This is a genomic window from Paenibacillus sp. BSR1-1 (assembly GCF_030403775.1).
Classification (GTDB): Bacteria; Bacillota; Bacilli; order Bacillales; family Cytobacillaceae; genus Neobacillus.
Window position 1 is genome coordinate 199,569 of the sequence record NZ_JAQMWQ010000004.1, and the last position, 18,152, is coordinate 217,720.

The 18,152-nt window shown below is 40.2% G+C and carries 18 protein-coding genes; 2 read left to right on the forward strand and 16 right to left on the reverse strand.

Translation table 11 applies throughout. The features are described 5' to 3' along the window. Positions 1-69: 69 nt before the first annotated feature. The 15 genes from PH210_RS08915 to PH210_RS08985 all read right to left on the reverse strand — a co-directional run bounded on the left by PH210_RS08915 (position 70) and on the right by PH210_RS08985 (position 15,663). Complete coding sequence (locus tag PH210_RS08915) at positions 70-1,497, reverse strand: aldehyde dehydrogenase family protein (RefSeq protein ID WP_289984715.1); 1,428 nt, start codon at positions 1,495-1,497, stop codon at positions 70-72. A gap of 2 nt (positions 1,498-1,499) precedes the next feature. Continuing rightward, entirely contained in the window at positions 1,500-1,799 is a 300-nt protein-coding gene (locus PH210_RS08920) for a EutN/CcmL family microcompartment protein (protein ID WP_289984717.1), read from the reverse strand. A 14-nt stretch (positions 1,800-1,813) separates the two neighbouring features. Beyond that, positions 1,814-2,536: a hypothetical protein gene (locus PH210_RS08925; RefSeq protein WP_289984718.1), complete on the reverse strand. Its 723-nt coding sequence runs from the start codon at positions 2,534-2,536 to the stop codon at positions 1,814-1,816. Positions 2,537-2,541: 5 nt separating this feature from the next. Then, on the reverse strand, positions 2,542-3,201 hold the full coding sequence (gene pduL, locus PH210_RS08930) for a phosphate propanoyltransferase (RefSeq protein ID WP_289984720.1): 660 nt from the start codon (positions 3,199-3,201) through the stop codon (positions 2,542-2,544). Continuing rightward, the gene (deoR, locus tag PH210_RS08935) at positions 3,194-4,156 is read right to left on the reverse strand and encodes a DNA-binding transcriptional repressor DeoR (RefSeq protein ID WP_289984722.1); all 963 of its coding nucleotides are present in this window, start codon (positions 4,154-4,156) and stop codon (positions 3,194-3,196) included. The genes pduL and deoR overlap by 8 nt, the downstream gene beginning before the upstream one ends. Before the next feature lie 328 nt (positions 4,157-4,484). Beyond that, a complete protein-coding gene (locus PH210_RS08940) occupies positions 4,485-5,840 on the reverse strand; it encodes an aspartate aminotransferase family protein (protein ID WP_289984723.1) in 1,356 nt (451 codons plus the stop codon). A gap of 42 nt (positions 5,841-5,882) precedes the next feature. Next, positions 5,883-7,349 carry a CoA-acylating methylmalonate-semialdehyde dehydrogenase gene (locus tag PH210_RS08945; RefSeq protein WP_289984724.1) on the reverse strand — a complete coding sequence of 489 codons (1,467 nt, stop codon included), beginning with the start codon at positions 7,347-7,349 and terminating at the stop codon, positions 5,883-5,885. Positions 7,350-7,483: 134 nt separating this feature from the next. Further along, positions 7,484-9,100, reverse strand: a complete 1,617-nt coding sequence (locus PH210_RS08950; protein ID WP_289984725.1) for a PucR family transcriptional regulator — start codon at positions 9,098-9,100, stop codon at positions 7,484-7,486. Positions 9,101-9,181: 81 nt separating this feature from the next. Further along, positions 9,182-9,415: a hypothetical protein gene (locus PH210_RS08955; RefSeq protein ID WP_289984727.1), complete on the reverse strand. Its 234-nt coding sequence runs from the start codon at positions 9,413-9,415 to the stop codon at positions 9,182-9,184. Between the two features lie 23 nt (positions 9,416-9,438). Next, the gene (locus tag PH210_RS08960; RefSeq protein ID WP_223590483.1) at positions 9,439-9,654 is read right to left on the reverse strand and encodes a hypothetical protein; all 216 of its coding nucleotides are present in this window, start codon (positions 9,652-9,654) and stop codon (positions 9,439-9,441) included. Positions 9,655-9,676: 22 nt separating this feature from the next. Further along, a complete protein-coding gene (gene hydA / locus PH210_RS08965) occupies positions 9,677-11,095 on the reverse strand; it encodes a dihydropyrimidinase (protein ID WP_289984730.1) in 1,419 nt (472 codons plus the stop codon). Between the two features lie 21 nt (positions 11,096-11,116). Further along, positions 11,117-12,403 (reverse strand): NAD-dependent dihydropyrimidine dehydrogenase subunit PreA, encoded by a 1,287-nt coding sequence (gene preA, locus PH210_RS08970; protein WP_289984732.1) that lies wholly within the window; start codon positions 12,401-12,403, stop codon positions 11,117-11,119. A gap of 16 nt (positions 12,404-12,419) precedes the next feature. Next, positions 12,420-13,772, reverse strand: a complete 1,353-nt coding sequence (locus PH210_RS08975; RefSeq protein WP_289985005.1) for an NAD(P)-dependent oxidoreductase — start codon at positions 13,770-13,772, stop codon at positions 12,420-12,422. 401 nt (positions 13,773-14,173) lie between these two features. Next, on the reverse strand, positions 14,174-14,980 hold the full coding sequence (locus PH210_RS08980) for a uroporphyrinogen-III synthase (RefSeq protein ID WP_289984734.1): 807 nt from the start codon (positions 14,978-14,980) through the stop codon (positions 14,174-14,176). A 14-nt stretch (positions 14,981-14,994) separates the two neighbouring features. Next, positions 14,995-15,663: a Rossmann-fold NAD(P)-binding domain-containing protein gene (locus PH210_RS08985; RefSeq protein WP_289984735.1), complete on the reverse strand. Its 669-nt coding sequence runs from the start codon at positions 15,661-15,663 to the stop codon at positions 14,995-14,997. A gap of 186 nt (positions 15,664-15,849) precedes the next feature. On the opposite strand from PH210_RS08985, the gene PH210_RS08990 reads away from it, so the two are divergent. Continuing rightward, complete coding sequence (locus PH210_RS08990; RefSeq protein WP_289984736.1) at positions 15,850-16,146, forward strand: hypothetical protein; 297 nt, start codon at positions 15,850-15,852, stop codon at positions 16,144-16,146. A gap of 41 nt (positions 16,147-16,187) precedes the next feature. Here the strand turns inward: PH210_RS08990 and PH210_RS08995 are convergent, their stop codons facing one another. After that, on the reverse strand, positions 16,188-16,955 hold the full coding sequence (locus tag PH210_RS08995) for a cobalamin-binding protein (protein ID WP_289984738.1): 768 nt from the start codon (positions 16,953-16,955) through the stop codon (positions 16,188-16,190). 142 nt (positions 16,956-17,097) lie between these two features. Here PH210_RS08995 and PH210_RS09000 point away from each other — a divergent pair, with 142 nt between their 5' ends. Beyond that, the gene (locus PH210_RS09000) at positions 17,098-18,150 is read left to right on the forward strand and encodes a metallophosphoesterase family protein (protein ID WP_289984740.1); all 1,053 of its coding nucleotides are present in this window, start codon (positions 17,098-17,100) and stop codon (positions 18,148-18,150) included. Positions 18,151-18,152: the final 2 nt, after the last annotated feature.

The window sequence follows — 18,152 nt, forward strand, 5'->3', positions numbered from 1 at the left end:
TTCTTTGTTTTTTCTGATTGTGAAGTGACGGTCTTTTCATCTTTAGATTTTGCCAATTAACACACCCCACTAGATAATTCTAAATCCATCTACTAAAACGCAGCGGCGCTGACGTGTAAATGTTTTTGCGCTGGTTAAGCCTTCACCGGTAGGACCGGCAATTGTCAGAGTCGTGAAGCCCTCACTTTCAAAGCCTAATCCCGAAACAGATGGACCATTTTTCACAAAAATAGTTGCTTGAATTTCCTGTGCCATTTTTGTCAAATTGGTGATGTTTTGTGAATGCATAATCGCAGTGTGACGATTGCCTTTTTCAGCGATTACCGCTAATTCAATGGCTATATCAACGTCAGGGACCCTGACGATTGGTAAGATTGGCATTAACATTTCTGTCATCACTAATGGATGATCCCTATTGGTCTCTGCAATAATCAATCTCACATCAGGACTGGCCTGAATGCCGGCTGCTTGTAAGATTACATTCGCATCCTTACCGATAAATTCACGGTTCGGATAAAACTTATCACCTTTCTTAACAAGGACTTTTTCAAGCAGCTTTTCGAATTGGAAGCCCTTAAGCTCAATCGCCCCGTTCTTCACCATTTCAGATTTAAGGACATTTGCTACTTTTTCAACAACAAAGACCTCTTTTTCAGCCGTACATAAAACGTTGTTATCAAAGCTTGCTCCCTTGACAATATCAGCTGCTGCCTTTGAAATAATCGCTGTTTCATCGACGACGACTGGCGGATTTCCAGGACCGGCAGCAATGACCTTTTTGCCTACAGCCATCGCTGCCTTTACCACAGGACCGCCGCCTGTAACAACCAGTGCATTTACCTGTGGATGGTTCATGACCTGTGCCGACGTTTCCAGATTTGGCGCCGCTACCGAGGTCAAAGTATTTTCTGGTCCTCCCGCAGCCACAATAGCTTCGTTGAGCAGCTGCATCGTCTTAATCGAAACTCGTTTTGCACTTGGGTGCGGGTTGTAAACAACCGTATTCCCTGCTGCAAGAAGAGAAATCGAGTTATTTATAATCGTTGCAGCCGGGTTTGTGGAAGGAGTAATTGACCCAAATACACCAATTGGTGCATATTCCACAAGCGTTAACCCATCATCACCTGAATAAGATGTGCTGATTAAGTCTTCCAAGCCAGGTGTTTTGTTCGTGGCTAGTAAAATTTTCGCAACCTTATCTTCCACTCTTCCAAGGCCCGTCTCTTCAACAGCCAGCTTAGCCAGTTCATTGGCATGCTTGCGGCTTACTTCACGTATGTTCTCAATCATTTGTCTTCTTACAGCCACTGGAAGCTTGCGAAGCTTTTCCCATGCAAGTCTTGCTGCTGCGGCTGCTTCGTCAACAGTGGTAAACACACCATTTCCAAAGCTGACTTCTGGAAATGAAGAAACCGGGCTGCTGTCTGGCTGACTTTGACCTAATTGCTGCAGCACTTGTTCAACCATTTTTTTGATATCGGTTTCATTAATTTGCAAAATTAGCTCTCTCCTTTGTTAAAGGTTAAGGATCCTTGTATTTCTATTTGATCGACAATCCCTACAATAGCCGCATCAACCGGGACACCGTTGGTAATTTCTGTTTGTCTGGCCGAGCTGCCGCTGACAAGCAGGACCACTTCACCAACACCAGAACCTACCGTATCTATCGCCACTAAAGGTTTTCCGTCTTCCTCAATCGTTTTCATATCCAAAGGCTGTACAATGAGGAGCTTTTTCCCTTTAAGCTTTTCTGCTTTGGTGGTTGAAACAATGGAACCAACCACTTTACAAATGATCACGTACGTCCCTCCTTTCAAGGAGAAGTTTTTGTAATTTGAATTTTAAGTTCCTTTGCTAAGTCCTTCGCAGAAGGTGTTACCCTGCTCTTTTCAGGAACAACGATTTCCTTAAGTCCATCCTGAAATGCTTTTTCCACATGTTTTGCAAGAATGAGAGACTGCTTTTCCTTGTATGCCGTTTGCTGAGAATCGACCGTTAGTGCAAGTTTACTGAGCGGCACCCATTTCACCTGATCCGCTTGAATTTGCCTAATGTAGGACTGCAAGCGTTCTTGAACGGAATGGGGCGCATGAATTTGCTGGTATACAGTAGGTTCAATATAATCTTTAGCTATTACAACGGGCTTACCAAGCAATTGATATTGTAGAGCGAGCCATACGGCCAATTCATCATCCATTGTTAAGGCAAGCTTAGATAATAAGCGATAAGAAGCGACCGGGACAACCAGAGTACTGCAACTCTCAACAATTCTATTTAATTCCTGCTGTGAGGTCTGATCTAACAAAACATATGGCTTCCCACTTAACGCAGCATGCGAAGGCAGCCAATCTTTTGATAAAATCAATGTCACTTCGTAGGAATCGATTAGCGGGGTAACCGCTTCCAAAACCACTGATGGATTTTGAGATTGATAGCCTAAAAGAATGGCGATTTTTTCTTTTTCTCGCAGTTGTTCTTTTAAGTAGGCTTCGACTACCTGCTGGACAAGCATTTTCACCTTTGTTTTGACATCCACCAGATTCAGCCTCCGCTCACTTGATTTCGACTTTCAACAGCTACAATTTCACCTAATTGTCCATTTTTGATGTTGGCGGCATTGGCTTCATCAAGGTCGATATGCATCTCAAGCTTGTATTTAGGCGATACCCGAATAAGCACATTTGAAAAAATAATGCCGCGTGGACCGTCGACGTTAACTTGTACCACATCGCCATCTTCCACACCAAAGGCTTCACCATCACTAGTATGCATATGGATATGGCGCGCCGCGCAAATTAACCCCTCTTTAATCGTAATTTGGCCGCGCGGTCCCTGAATCGTAATAGATTCAGAACCTTTTAGATCACCAGAATTACGTATCGGCGGCTTAACTCCCAATGTGAAACCATCAAATAAAGAAACTTCCACTTGTGTATTTCCTCTTGCCGGTCCAAGAACACGGACGTTTGGAATCTTCCCCCTAGGCCCGATCAAAGTCACGGTTTCCTTTGCGGCAAATTGATTCGGTTGTGACAAATCTTTAAGTTTATTTAACTGATATCCGCGGCCGAACAATCTATCAACATGTTCTGGTGATAAATGGATATGCCGATTGGAAGCAGCAATTGGTACCTGCTTTGCTTTTTGAAGCATATCTTTGACAATTTCTTGGACTAGTTCCCTAATTTTCTCATTATCCATTTATGTTATCACCCCCCATTTCGAGTAAGGCTTTTGCAGTGTACTGATCGGTTATTAGGACATTGGCGTGCCGGCCGTGAAGGGCACCATAAATACCGTCCACTTTTGAATTTCCACCTGCAATTAAGATGCCATATTCTTTTTCAGATAAATGGGAGAGTTCAATCCCAATGGTACGGTCATTTAAAGCCTCGTGGCTTATTTTCCCTACGATATCAATAAATCGAGAACAAATATCACCAACAGTTTGATTCTTCCGTAAAATTTCAATGTCATTATCTAAAAAGTACCCTGCATGCATCAGCGTTGATTGTTCACCCGGTTCCCCTACCGTGAAAATGGCAATATTAGCCTTTTGACCTAATTCCATAATTTTTTTCACATGCCGATCCGCAACAATCGCTTGCTTTACGACAATATGATCAACTACCGCCGGTACGGGCAGGAAATGTGGAGTAGTATGAAAGGCATTTGCCAAACCGTTTATGATTTCTGATGCATACGTATTAGATTCCGAGTAACTCACCCCACCGTTAAGCTGGACTATCGTAACATCCTTTACATTCTTTGGCTGAAGTTTTTTGACGAGTTGATAAAGGGTTGTTCCCCAAGTTATTCCGATGGTATCGCCACTTTGTACAATTTTATGCAAGTATTCTGCAGATACTTCTCCTAGTTTCTCTTTTATTAGTTCGTCCTCATATTCAGGGATTGAGGCGACAATACAATGCTTTAATTGGAATTTTTCCTTTACCAGCATTGCGAGCTCCTGGACATCTTCGGCCGGATCGCATATTTTGATATGGACAACACCTTCTTGAACAGCTTGCAAAAGAAGTCTTGAAACGGTGGGGCGGGAAATACCTAACTTTTTCGCGATTTCTTGTTGACTGTAGTCTAATTGATAATACATTTTCGCTACTTCAACAAGGCGCATAATTTTTTCATCCGCCATAATCAAGTCACCTTTTTAATAAAATTATGAAGATTGCAGTCTTCTATTTTTAAAAAGAAAACGGTTACAACCTTTTATAAAAAAATATTTTTACTTTAGTTTGCCTGAAATGAAATTATGTAAATATTCAATGAACGTTTGTTAAGTTCATTATAACCTTTCAAATCTATCTGTCAATTACTCTATCGAAAGATTTCGACATTTTTTCACTGATTTCACAGAATTTAAGCAGAATTGACAATTTTTTCGATTTTTTAACTTTTAAACATGAAAAAAAGAGCATTTATCATTTACAGAATGTAAAGACAAATGCTCTTATACGTATTACCTAAAGTATTTTATTTAGAGATTCAGTAAGCGTCTTAATTAAAAAGTTCAAATCCTTTTGTTCAATATTTAACGGTGGTGCCAAGGTGAGCACATTATTGTATCCTGCTACCGTAGCTCCATTTTTTCCGATGATAATGCCTTTTTCCTTACAGTTTGTAATCACTTGATTGACAAGTACTGGATCTAACGGTTCTTTCGTCGTTTTATTACTTACAAGCTCAATCCCTATTAATAGGCCCTTTCCACGGACATTTCCTACATATGGATGGTCTTGTAAAAGAGTAGTTAAATCATTTAGAAGCTGTTCGCCTAAATCACGGGAACGATCAAACAGATTTTCTTTTTCCATGATTTCGAGGTTTTTTAACGCCAGGGCACATGCCGCGGGATTTCCTCCGAACGTGTTCACGTGACGGAAATAATCGTATTCTTCGGATCCTTTAAACGCTTCGTAAATATCCTTGCGAACCGCGGTCGCGGATAATGGCAAATAGGCACTTGTAATCCCCTTGGCCATGGTAATGATATCCGGTTTCACACCATAATTCATGAATCCAAATGGTTTACCCGTACGGCCGAAGCCGCAAATCACTTCATCAACGATTAGGAGAGCTCCGTGTTTTTCACAAACCTCTTTAGCTGCCTTCATATACCCATCTGGTGGCATAAGCACTCCGCCGCCGGTAATGATTGGTTCCATAATCATGGCCGCAATGGTTTCACTTAGTTCCCAAGTCATTGTACGGTCAATTTCTTTAATGGAAGCTAATTCCTTTGGATCTGTCACATTGGTGTCATCACGATAGGAATCGGGAGGTGATACATGGATAAAGCCTGGTGCCAGCGGCTCATATTTATATTTTCGCTGCGCCTGTCCTGTTGCTGCTAGTGCTCCCATAGAATTTCCATGGTAGGCACGGTAGCGGGAAACAATTTTAAAGCGGTTATGCTCTCCCTTTTGCTGATGGTATTGACGAACAATCTTAAAGGCTGTTTCATTCGCTTCTGAACCGCTGTTCGAGAAAAAGATGACGTATTCATCGCCGAGCATTTCGTTTAATTTTTCTGCTAGTTTGATAGCAGGAACATGGCTCTGTGATAGCGGAAAATAAGCCATCTCTTTTAATTGTTCGTACGCTGCTTCCGCCAATTCCGTTCTTCCATACCCAACATTCACACACCATAGTCCTGACATTGCATCTAAATAACGTTTGCCATCCACATCTGTTACCCATGAACCCTCAGCCTTTTCTACAATAACTGTAGCGTTGGGATTATAAGGCTTCATCGAATGCCAAACATACTTATCATCTTGCTCTTGAAACGTGTCTTGGGGACGACTTGTTTGAACCATACCGTAATTTCCCTCCATTTCCGTATCGGTGCCTGCACCATTTTATGCGTCAAAGCGTGAAGTAATCATTTTTTTGCGAGTATAGAAGTTTACACCGTCTTTACCATTTACGTGCATATCACCGTAGAAGGAATCCTTCCAGCCAGAGAAAGGGAAAAATGCCATTGTTGCTGGGACACCTACGTTGATGCCTAGCATTCCTGCGTCCGCTTCTTCACGGAACTGTCGGATAGCCTTTGCATTGTTTGTATAAATGGTTGCTCCATTACCAAATCTAGATTTACGGATATATTCCAACCCTTCATCTAAATCGTTTGCACGAAGTAGACTTAATACTGGTGCGAAAATTTCTTCTTTTGCAATTGTCATATCCGGTGTAACGTGATCGAATATCGTTGGTCCTAAGAAATTTCCTTCAGGAAGTTCATCCATTTCTTTACGCCCATCTCTAATTAAGTCTGCGCCTTCCTCTAAGCCTTTTTCAATGTATCCAAGAACTTTATCGCGGTGTTCCTTCCGGATGACTGGGGTTAACAGTACTTCTTCATCCATCCCGTTCCCAATGATTAATTCATCTGCCTGTTTCTTTAATGCGTTTACAAATGGTTCATTATCACCGACTACGACGACGGCACTACAAGCCATACAACGCTGGCCGGCACTTCCAAAAGTCGAGCTGATGATATGCTGAACGGCCTTATTCATATCGGCATCCGGCATTACAATATGATGATTTTTCGCTCCGGAAAGGGCTTGAACCCGCTTACCAGCTGCGGCAGCACGCTCATAAACATATTTGGCAACCGGCTGTGAACCGACAAAGGAAATGGCGGCAATATCCTTATGCTCAAGCAGGCCATTTACAACATCATGGGCACCATGGACGACGTTTAACACTCCTGGAGGTGCACCAGCTTCAGTAAATAATTCTACTAATCTATTGGCTAAAATTGGGGTACGCTCAGATGGCTTCAGCACAAACGTGTTACCACAGGCAACTGCTAGAGGGAACATCCATAAAGGGACCATCATAGGGAAGTTAAACGGTGTAATCCCGCCAACTACTCCTAGTGGGTAACGGAACATTTCGGAATCAATATCCTCAGCAATGCCAGAAAGAGTTTCACCCATGATCAATGTCGGGGCACCCGCAGCAAATTCTACGCACTCAATGCCGCGTTGAACTTCACCATACGCTTCCTTATAAGCCTTTCCATTTTCCAAAACGATTAATCTTGCCAATTCCTCATGGTTTTCTGTTAATAGATAGTGGTATTTAAAAAGAATCCTTGCACGCTTTGGTACAGGCACGTTTTTCCACTTTTTAAAGGCTTCTTTCGCTGCTGCAACCGCAAGATCAACATCTTCTTTTGTGGAAACAGGGACCTTTGTTAAAATTTCATTCGTCGCTGGGTTTGGCACATCCAAAGTTTGCATACTATTTGAGCTCACCCATGCTCCGTTAATATAATTGTTTAAAATAGCAGTGTCCTTTTTTGTTACGCCCATCTATATTCCTCCTTATTTATAAAACAATTGTAATTACTATCATTATCTCGCATGTATGAATCGCTTTCATTAGACATACTGTAAAATGTCTGCGAAGATTTCTTCGACAAATTGAACATTCATTTAACATTTCATCATCGGACTTCATTTATTGCACCAGGTTTTGCTCCTGATAAATAATCATGGACTAGCAGCATAAATTCGATCGCCACTCGCTTTTCATGATCCATAAAATCTTCTCCCAGCAGGTTTTCAAGCTTTTGCAGACGATGGTATAGCGTTTGTCTTACAATGAAAAGCTTGTTCGAAGTTTCCTGCTTTGAGCCGTTACACTCTAAATAGGCTTTTAATGTTTCTAAAAGCTTGCCATTATATTTTTGGTCATATTGAATAACTGGATAAAGGTATTCCGATGCAAGCTCCTGTAAATCCGTATACTTGCTCATTTGTGATATGAGACGATATAAATGTAAATCCTCATAAAAATGGTAGATTTGTTTATTAGTCATTTTTTGTTGGATTCGAATCGTTTCCTTGGCTGTTTGATAGCTTTTATGTACATCCCTTAAGGATTCGGTAAACTTACCGGCAGCAATGATAAACTTTGCAGAACTTTGTTTTCGGATAAACTCGGATTCTTGAAGAGAATCCACTGCTTTTTTGATTCGTTCCTTTAGATTCTTTTTCGCCCGGCTATTTAATAGGATAAACGTAATCTCATTTCGTTTTTCAACAGAAAAAACCACAAAACCATTCTGTTCAAAAACAGAGCGAAACAGTAATTTCAGGTATGTCACATCATTGATTGATTTATCTTTGATTGGAAAAAGTTTCGTTATCAGAACTACTGCATCGCTGGTTTTCGTTTTTATCCCATTCTCTATTAGATATTCCTGAATGCCTTCTATGGAATGTTCTCCCTCCAGCCAGCCGTGCAGCCATTCGAACTCTTCTACCCGCTTTTTTTCCTCAACATATAAATCTCTTAAAAGATGTTGCGCTAAAGCTGTACCCGTCCTGTCTAAAATTAATAAGTCGTATTCGCTGATCGGAATATCCTTCGAGTAAATGATTAATTCTGCATACTCTTGACCGAACAAAAAGATGGGTGAAATGGCGATTTGCTGACTTGGATGTTGTTTGGCCTCATCAATCTTAGAAGGAATAACCGCTTCGTCAGTGCGATTGATTTCTGGGACAAATTCGTATTCCTTGTTCTTCATTCGAAAGATGATTTGCACGTCAAGAGCAGAAAAAATAAATTGCAGAATATCCTCGTATGTTTCAATGGTAAGCAGTCTTTTATTTAAACTTTGCGAGTAATCCTCCAGGTCCGCTATTTTTTGATATTGCTGATTAATGATAACCGAATGAATATCCTGCGTGATTTCCACAAATGGAACTTCTTCCTCGAAAATAATGATTGGAAATTGATTTTCATTCGCAAACTCAATCACTTCAGCAGGAATTTCTGACACATAGGTCCCCATTTCAATGCAAAGGCCTGCCGCATTATTTTTGTAAAATTGTTTCACCATCGAGATAAAGAAATTCACATTTTCTTTCCAGGCTACACCAGTGGATAAAATTAGCTCATGACCGTTTAATAGGTTTCGAATACTTGTTGCCTCTACGACATGAACCCATTTAACAATCCGTTGAACGCCATCATGCCCGGCAATAACGCGGGCATTTTCAAAGTGCTTTCTATTTAAAATATCCGCTACTTTTAGTTGAAAATGTTCTTTCATCGTTTAGCTCTCCTAATAGAAAGGAAATTTTTTTAAGAAAAAGGATTGGTTCTACAACCAATCCTTTTCTGTTATCGTGGGTTAATGAATAATCGGCAGGTATATTTTGATTTCATTTAGCATGAATTCAAACTCTTCGGGGTCTAGAAAATCATCAGATTTCCAATTTTCCCTGATCCATGCCACTAATTCTTCGGGAGAATTAAAATACTCACCGCTTGAATCCGACTTTCTAATCATATAGCGCCCGTTATCTTCATCGATTGTGACTTCACATGGATAGAAATTATCCTTTGATTTTAAATAGAATTCCATTCTACCCACACCCTTTATCGTCACTATTTTCCTTGATTTTGTTTGATTAATAGACTCGAAAAATACTTCCTGCCATTAGCCGTTCCAATTAAGAGAGTCTCGGTAACATTACCATTCGGATGTAAAAAATCAACAGTGGCTCCGTTTAAATGTTCATTAACTCCATTAATTCGATATCCCTTCCCGATGAAAAAATCAATTTTATCTCTTTCATCTTGAAATTGCTGATATTCTGACATTTAACCCCCACCTTGGATTTTATTAGATTGATAATTTTTCATTTTGATTCAACGGTGTATTCAAGCTATACTTTTCCCGCTTCAAATACTGGCCAGATCCTGGTTTACCAACAAACTGCTTGTCACGGATAACATAATCACCGCGAACTAATACTGAAACTGGCTCACCAGTCACTTTCATTCCTTCAAACGCGTTATAGTCAACAGCCATATGATGAGTTTCTGCTGATATCACACGTTCAACATTTGGGTCAAAAATGACAAGGTCTGCGTCCGCACCAATGGCAATCGTTCCTTTTTTCGGGAATAAGCCAAACAGCTTGGCAACCCTGGTTGAAGTTAAATCAACAAATTGATTTAGACTGATTCGTCCTTTTTTCACACCTTCAGAGAATAATATCGTTAAACGATCTTCAATAATCGGACCGCCGTTAGGAATTTTTGTAAAATCATTGCGCCCAAGTTCCTTTTGGCCTTTAAAATCAAATGAACATTGATCAGAACCAAATGTTTGCAGTGTGCCGTTTTTCAAAGCATTCCAAAGGACCTCCTGATTCCATTTCTCCCTGAGCGGAGGAGACCACACATATTTAGCTCCTTCAAAGTTCGGTTTTTCTAAATAGCTTTGGTCTAGGACTAAATATTGCGGACAGGTTTCGCCCCAGACATTAAAGCCTTTGCTGCGAGCTTCAGCAATTTGTTCAACTGCATCTGAGCAAGATACGTGGACTACATATAGCTGTGAATTGGCAAGACCAGTGAGTCTAGCGGCGCGTCCTGTTGCTTCCCCCTCTAATTCTTGCGGACGTGTTAAGGCGTGATAGATTGGTTCTGTTTTTCCTTCTTCGAGGGCCTTTTTCGTTAAATAATCGATAACATCGCCGTTTTCTGCGTGAACCATGACTAAACCGCCATGTTCTTTAGCCGTGACTAGAGTCCGGAAAAGCGTTTCGTCATCTGCTTGCAATACATTTTTATATGCCATGAACACTTTAAAGGAAGTAATTCCTTCTTCATTAATTACTTGAGGAAGTTCGTTCAATACCTTGTCATTGATTTCCCCAATCATTAAGTGGAAACCATAATCAATAACAGCTTTATCTTTTGATTTGCCATGCCAGGTTTGAATCGCGTCTTTAAGCGGTTCGCCTTTATTCGTTAAGCAGAAATCAATAATTGAAGTCGTTCCGCCAAATGCTGCCGCGATCGTACCTGATTCAAAGTCATCCTTGGTAATTGTTCCTCCGAAAGGCATATCTAGGTGAGTATGTGGATCGATTCCTCCTGGAAAAACTAAGCAGCCTTTTGCATCAACGATTTCAGCACCAATGGCTGAAAGGTTTGTGCCAATCTGCGCAATTTTCCCATCCTCGATTAATAGTTCCGCCTGATAAGTATCTGTTGCAGTGACAATCGTTCCGTTCTTAATAATTTTCTTCATTTGAGTTTCCTCCTATTATATCTATTTAGTAACGTCAACTTTGCAATCTGCAGCAACTTTAAGTGCAGCTTGGCGTTCATTCCAAGTCATCACTGGCAGTTCGCTTGGTACTTCTATCATGTCAATTGCTCCGTCCACAGGACAAACGATTGAACATAAATTACAGCCGACACAGTCTTCTTCACGTACTTTTAAATAGCTTTTTCCATTCGTGTCTGTCAGCATGTCGATACATTGGTGAGAGGTATCTTCACAGGCAATATGGCATTTATTGCAGTTGATGCATACATCGGTATTAATTTTGGCAACGATATTATAGTTTAAATCCAAGTTCCCCCAGTCCGAATATTTTGGAACAGACTTACCAATAATCTCAGAAACGGTAGAAATACCCTTGCTATCTAAATAATTGCTCAGTCCTTCAATCATATCCTCAACAATGCGGAAGCCATGGTGCATTGCGGCGGTACAGACTTGAACGCCAGTGGCACCCATCAACATAAATTCCACAGCATCTTGCCAATTGGAAATACCACCTATTCCTGATATAGGGACATTAATATGCGGGTGTCTTGCGCATTCGGCCACCATGTTGAGTGCGATAGGTTTTACGGCTGGGCCACAATAGCCGCCGTGTGCTCCTTTACCAGCCACATGAGGAATCGTGTTCCAAGTATCGAGGTCCACCCCCATTAAGCTGTTAATTGTATTTATCATACTTATGGCATCCGCACCTCCATTGCAGGCTGCTTCAGCCGTTGCAGTAATGTCTGTAATGTTTGGTGTTAACTTTACGATAACAGGAGTTTTTGCCACTTCTTTAACCCAATAGGTTTGCCGTTCTACAAGTGCAGGCACCTGTCCGGAGGCTGATCCCATGCCGCGTTCCGCCATACCATGAGGACAGCCGAAATTTAATTCAAGGCCGTCAACTCCGACATCTTCAACGCGTTTGACAATTTCATGCCATTTTTCCTGTTTCGGCTCTACCATTAAGGAAGCAATAATCGCATGGTTCGGGAACCGCTTTTTCGTTTCATAAATCTCCTTTAAATTAACTTCTAACGGCCTGTCGGTAATCAGCTCAATATTATTGAAACCTGCGACCCGCTGGCCATTAAAGCTAATCGCCGCAAATCGGGAAGATACGTTTAAGATTGGGTCACCTAACGTTTTCCACACTGCTCCACCCCAGCCGGCTTCAAAGGCTCGCTGAACCTGATAACCGGAATTGGTAGGAGGTGCTGAAGCCAGCCAAAACGGGTTAGGAGATTTAATCCCTGCAAGATTAATACGTAAATCAGCCATAACTATTCCCCCTTAATTAAACTGTTCCAACAGCCGAAAATTGCTTATGAATTGCGTATGCAACATCTTTTCCCTGCTGTGCGGCTGTTACGACCATGGCATCACCCTTACCTTTGCCAAAAATAACGTCGCCGCAGGCAAAGATTTTTGGATTTGAGGTTTGAAGCGTTTCTTGATCGACCTTTACAACTCCACCTTCATGTTTAAGGCCTAATGATTCTATCAATTCCAAGTGTCTTGTTTGCCCGATTGCTTTTACTACGGCCTCTACTGGAATAATATGTTCAGATCCTTCAACAGCAACAGGCCGGCGGCGTCCATCCTTTTCCGGTTCACCGAGCGTCATTTTAATACACTCAATTCCTGTTACCTTTCCGGCTTCGTCCCCGATAATTCGTTTAGGTGCAGTTAACCAGCGGAACTCCACGCCATCCTGTTTGGCAAATTCATATTCAAAATCATAAGCAGTCATCTCTTCTTCCGTCCTGCGGTAAAGGATTTTAACATTTTCAGCCCCTAACCGGACAGAACAGGTCGCACCGTCAATCGCGGTATTACCAGCACCAACGACCACCACTCGCTTGCCGATAAAATCTTTTGATAATTGGCCGCTTTTCGTGGCCTTCACAAATTCAATGGCATCATAAACCCCATCTAACTCTTCTCCATCAATACCAAGATCAGGTACATTTGCCATCCCTACTGCTAAAACGATTTTATCGTAATTATTCGTTAATTCTTCAATGGATACATCTCTGCCTACCATTGTGTTTGTTTTAATCGTGACGTTTAACTTCTCGACTTGCTCTACTTCCCAATAAGAAATTCGCTGAGGCAAACGGAAAGAAACAATTCCAAAGGTATTCAATCCTCCAGCTTCCTTCGCTGCTTCAAAAATGGTCACGTCATAGCCTAATCTGGCAAGCTCCCTTGCTGCAGATAATCCGGCTGGGCCGCCGCCAATAACAGCCACTTTGACACCATTGGGTTCACCTGGCTGGAAAAGTGTTTTCTCATTTTGGATTGCCCAATCTGTCGCATATCGCTGCAGATTGCCAATCATGATTGGTTTCGTTGAATGGTTTAGAACACAAGCTCCTTCACAAAGCTCTTCAGTTGGGCAAACCCTCGCGCAGCTTGCACCAACTGGGTTTGAGGACATAATCGTTTTGGCTGAACCAAGGAAATTTCCTGAAGCTATTTTTTTAATAAAAGTAGGTATATCAATACTTGTTGGACAGGCTTTAATACATGGGGCATCATAACAATAGAGGCATCGATTTGATTCTTCCAGAGCTTCACGGTTTGTTAATCCTCGTTCAACCTCTTGGAAGTTCTTTTCAAGATGGGTTAAGGAAATGCGCTGCATTTTTTCATTGGCCAAAGAGAAACCCTCCCTTTTCAATTAAAGGTAAATATTAATAAAATAAAAATGAAAGCGCTTTATTAAAAATTCAATATTAACTATCCATCCTCCTTCTTCTTTCTTATGTACTTCGCAGAAAATTCTGCCTTATTTTTATTTTACAGACTGTAAAAGACCATTTCACCTTACATTCTGTAAAATGATGCAAACATTTGATTACCCAATATGTAAAAAGAAATGATGTGGAAAGATTGTACATTTTTTCTGAATTCTTTTTCAATTTATCATAACTAAATTAAAAAGAATGTAAAAAAATGGCGAAGTGTCAAATTTTCTTACATACTTTTTTTGATATTTGAGCATAAAAAGAGTGCACCTCTTCACCAGGTACACTTTTTCCAAAATTAGCGCGCATAAAATTGAGCCAGCTCGACAATCATTGCTCCCATTCTTTCGTTTTCTGGTACAAGGAAACGGTTAACTCCCTCTTCTCTTAATGCTTCAGCAGTAACCTTTCCAACAGCTGCAGCTAAAATATTTGTCGTAAAACATTGAACAATCATTTCGTGTATTTTATTTTCCCTTGCAAATTCGAAAAGGGAACGAACTTGAGTGGCAGTTGTAAAACAGACAGCATCACACTCATTGTTCTGGATCTCCTCACATAATTGTTCAAGAGTCTCTTTTTCAGGGGCTATGTGCTGATATGGAAGAATTTTATGTACCACTCCACCTTTATCTTCAAAAAACTTAGTTAATACAGGTGCTGTTTCACCATGCAGTTGAATCATAATTCGCTTCCCTGAGAAATTATAGCTCTCGAGAGCAAGGGCTAATCCCTTGGTTGTTCCATCTTCGGCTACAGCCACTGGTGTGATTTCTAATTTTTTCAATGCGGAAAGTGTTTTATAACCCCTTGATGCAACTTTTGCTTTTTGGATTTGGTTTAAGAAATCTTCTAACAATCCTAGCTTGTCTGCAAGTGTGACCAGAGAATCTAGTCCGATTCCCGTTGTGAAGATCACCCAATCCGCACCATTTTGAACAAATTCCAATATATCAGGCTCTACTTCCTTTTCTGCTAAAAAAACGGTACCTTGAAGCGGCCTAACTAGAGGCACTCCACCTTGTTTTTCTATTAATGTACTAATTTCTTCAGTTTTTCTTGATCCACCTATGACCACTTTTTTTCCTGATAAACCCTTTTCCATAACACAAATCCTTTCTAATGCTTATCTGCTATTCGTTGTATTTCATTGGAGTAGAATATACTTACACCCGTTTTGTTTGAAGCAGCAATCGCAGCCATTGCTTTTGCTACCGATTTTGCATGAATAGCTTTATAGGAGCGTAACGGCCCCATCATTAATGTATTTAATAACCCACTTGCCTTCTCCGCGATTTTTTCTCCTAAACGGAATTCATTTCTTTCTCCTAACAATAAAGATGGTCTAAAAATGTTCAGGGAAGGTATATTTAATGTTTTCAGCGACATTTCTACCTCTCCTTTAACTTGATTATAAAAAAAGAATGATTTCGAGTTAGCTCCCATAGCCGTGATAATGAGAAATTTTTCTGCCCCGCTTTGTACGGCTAATTTGGCTCCCTCTATGGGATATTGGTAGTCAACTTTTCTAAAGGCCTCTTTGCTTTTTGCTTTTTTAATGGTCGTTCCTAAGCAGCAAAATACATCAGTAACCTTAAATAATTTATCATATTTCCCCAACTGTTCAAAATCAACTATATGAGGTTCACATCTTGAATCAGTTATTTCAATCGGTCTTCTTAATAGCAAATGTATTTTTTTATAATTATTTTGTTCGAGAAGGATTTTTACTAATTCGTTCCCAACAAGTCCACTTGAACCTAGAATTAGTGCTGTTTTTTCACCCATATTCATTCTATTATCTACATTCTCCCTTCTTGCCTTAGTCGGTTTTTTAATAACATTTAAAAAATTCCCATAATATTAAATAGATGAATATAATGAGTTAAAGGTTTTTTATGAGTTTCATGTACATTGTTTATTAATCCTTGGACATACTGAAGGATGTAAATTTATGACAAGGAGGAATTTATGATGAGTGACAATCAATTTAGCAATTTTATAAATGAACTTTCCATCCAAACTAAAATGGAAAATGTCTGGAGTTATACTTGCGGATCCTGGGAAAATTGTAGTGAAGCGACCATACAATCCTTCCTGGCCCAATGCCTTGATTATAATATCGACCCTCAGTTCTGCATGAGCTGGGTTGAGCAGCATAAAGCGGAAATTCCAAATTGGAATGCAGTTTCCGAAACATCTCTTGGCTGGATCAATCAACATACCTCCAGCGGATCAGCGATTTCGGTTAGTGATGAGGGCCTTAGTTAATACTACTTTTTACTGTCCCATGATTTCCCCATGGGACAGTTTCATTTATGAATAATATTATAGAGTTTTTCCAATCCATCTAGCAATCTAGGAGATGGTCTGCAATACAGTTCTTCCTCTAAAATGAGTATGTGATCATCACTTTGATAATTCAGCTTTTGGAAGCCAGGTCGCTTTTTTACCACGCTTTTTTGAACTTTTGCTTTACGAACCCCAACCCATGCAAGGCAAATATAATCTGGTTTTCTGCTCAAAACATCCTCCCAATCTGCCATTATACTTGCCATATCAACATCTTGAAAGATATTGACGGCGCCTGCCGCTTCTGAAATCTCCGTCAGCCAGTTAATTTTCCCCGGCGTAAAAATTGGCTTCGGCCACCATTCCCAATACAAAGTTGGCCTTTTACTAGTATTCCTGCTTTGTTGTTTCACATTATCAAGCCGGGAACGAAATTGCCTGGCAGCATCGAGCCCTCGTTCTTTGTCTCCTAAAACTTCCGCTGTTTTAATTAAATCCTCTTCGATATCTTTTAATGATTGCGGATTCAAGACAATATGGGGAATTCCACGTTGCTGTAAAGCTTCAACATTTTTCTCCATGCCTGGTACACTTAATGAAGCCAGAACCATATCCGGCTGTAATTCCTCAACAAGGTCCATATTAATGGATAAATCCGGCCCCAGCCTAGGAAGTCCCGCAATCGCCTCAGGCCAGTCAGAAAAATCATCTACCCCTACTAATAAATGAGTTAATCCTAAATATTCTAATAGTTCTGTGTTACTCGGACACAAAGATATAATCCGCATTGGAGCTCACTCCCCTTGTTAAAAACCAGGCATTGCCTGGTTTTTTCTTTTTTTGTCCAACCTCCATTTAAACTTAATAAAAAGTTAAGGTTGTTTAATTATTATCAACACATACTAATAATGTTCGAAAGAGGTATTAGAAATGTTAAAATTCATCATATCGATTTTCCTGGCAATGGATGTATTCGGCTTCCACCAAGTTCCTTCAGAGCAATCACAAACTAAAACAGGAACTCAACAGCAGAAACAATCCACTGAAACAACTGAAAATGTTCAACAGGTCGTCGCAAAACAGCAGGATGAAACTGATGATACCAATCCTGATCTGCAGCTTGCAGTCATTAGCGATACCCATATATCAACAACAAAACAAAGTGTGGTTAAGAAATTTGAAACAGCATTACAGGACCTAAACACGGTAGCTCCAGAATATGATGTTTTGGCAGTTGGCGGGGATATGACCGACCATGGTTTATCTTCCGAATACGATTTATTTAATTCGGTTTTAAAGGCAAATATGAACCAGAATGCAAGTACATTTATGGTCATCGGAAACCATGAATGGATGGAGAAAAAAGTTAATCGTAATTCTAATGTGACAGACAGTCAATTAATTGAAAGATTCAAAAGCAAAATGAATGTTCCTGGCATTTATTATGATCAATCGATTCAAGGCTATCATTTCATTACAATAGCCGGTGAAAAATCAGAGTCAACGATGTTATCGACCTATAAGAATGAAGCTGATGCGGATTCCGCTTATATTTCAGATGAACAATTTAATTGGTTAGAACAAACCCTTGCTAACGATGCTAAGAGTACTAAACCAATTTTTGTTTTCCTACATCAGCCAATAACGGGTACTGTATATGGAAGTGAGTGGGGTGCAGGGCTTGAAGATCAAAAAATATTAGCACTCTTAAAAAAATATCCCCAAGTTATACTATTTAGCGGTCATTCTCACTATCCTTTAAATGATTCGTCTAGTATCGTCCAGGACGGAATCACTATGGTCAATACCAGTTCTGTAGCCTATACCTACACAAAAGGAACTGGAAAAAACACAGTGCAATCACAGGGATACGTTGTAAATGTTTATGATGACAGAGTAGAGTTTAAAGCAAGAGAATTCAGCACTGGAACCTGGATCAAAACCGTTACAATACCTATTTCAAAAGCTAACCAGCTAAACTAGCT

Excerpts from the sequence above, each read along its gene's own strand:
- pduL (WP_289984720.1), bottom strand. The coding sequence starts at position 3,201 with ATGGATAATGAGAAAATTAGGGAACTAGTCCAAGAAATTGTCAAAGAT.
- deoR (WP_289984722.1), bottom strand. The coding sequence starts at position 4,156 with ATGGCGGATGAAAAAATTATGCGCCTTGTTGAAGTAGCGAAAATGTAT.
- PH210_RS08940 (WP_289984723.1), bottom strand. The coding sequence starts at position 5,840 with ATGGTTCAAACAAGTCGTCCCCAAGACACGTTTCAAGAGCAAGATGAT.
- PH210_RS08945 (WP_289984724.1), bottom strand. The coding sequence starts at position 7,349 with ATGGGCGTAACAAAAAAGGACACTGCTATTTTAAACAATTATATTAAC.
- PH210_RS08950 (WP_289984725.1), bottom strand. The coding sequence starts at position 9,100 with ATGAAAGAACATTTTCAACTAAAAGTAGCGGATATTTTAAATAGAAAG.
- PH210_RS08955 (WP_289984727.1), bottom strand. The coding sequence starts at position 9,415 with ATGGAATTCTATTTAAAATCAAAGGATAATTTCTATCCATGTGAAGTC.
- PH210_RS08960 (WP_223590483.1), bottom strand. The coding sequence starts at position 9,654 with ATGTCAGAATATCAGCAATTTCAAGATGAAAGAGATAAAATTGATTTT.
- hydA (WP_289984730.1), bottom strand. The coding sequence starts at position 11,095 with ATGAAGAAAATTATTAAGAACGGAACGATTGTCACTGCAACAGATACT.
- preA (WP_289984732.1), bottom strand. The coding sequence starts at position 12,403 with ATGGCTGATTTACGTATTAATCTTGCAGGGATTAAATCTCCTAACCCG.
- PH210_RS08975 (WP_289985005.1), bottom strand. The coding sequence starts at position 13,772 with ATGCAGCGCATTTCCTTAACCCATCTTGAAAAGAACTTCCAAGAGGTT.
- PH210_RS08980 (WP_289984734.1), bottom strand. The coding sequence starts at position 14,980 with ATGGAAAAGGGTTTATCAGGAAAAAAAGTGGTCATAGGTGGATCAAGA.
- PH210_RS08985 (WP_289984735.1), bottom strand. The coding sequence starts at position 15,663 with ATGGGTGAAAAAACAGCACTAATTCTAGGTTCAAGTGGACTTGTTGGG.
- PH210_RS08990 (WP_289984736.1), top strand. The coding sequence starts at position 15,850 with ATGAGTGACAATCAATTTAGCAATTTTATAAATGAACTTTCCATCCAA.
- PH210_RS08995 (WP_289984738.1), bottom strand. The coding sequence starts at position 16,955 with ATGCGGATTATATCTTTGTGTCCGAGTAACACAGAACTATTAGAATAT.
- PH210_RS09000 (WP_289984740.1), top strand. The coding sequence starts at position 17,098 with ATGTTAAAATTCATCATATCGATTTTCCTGGCAATGGATGTATTCGGC.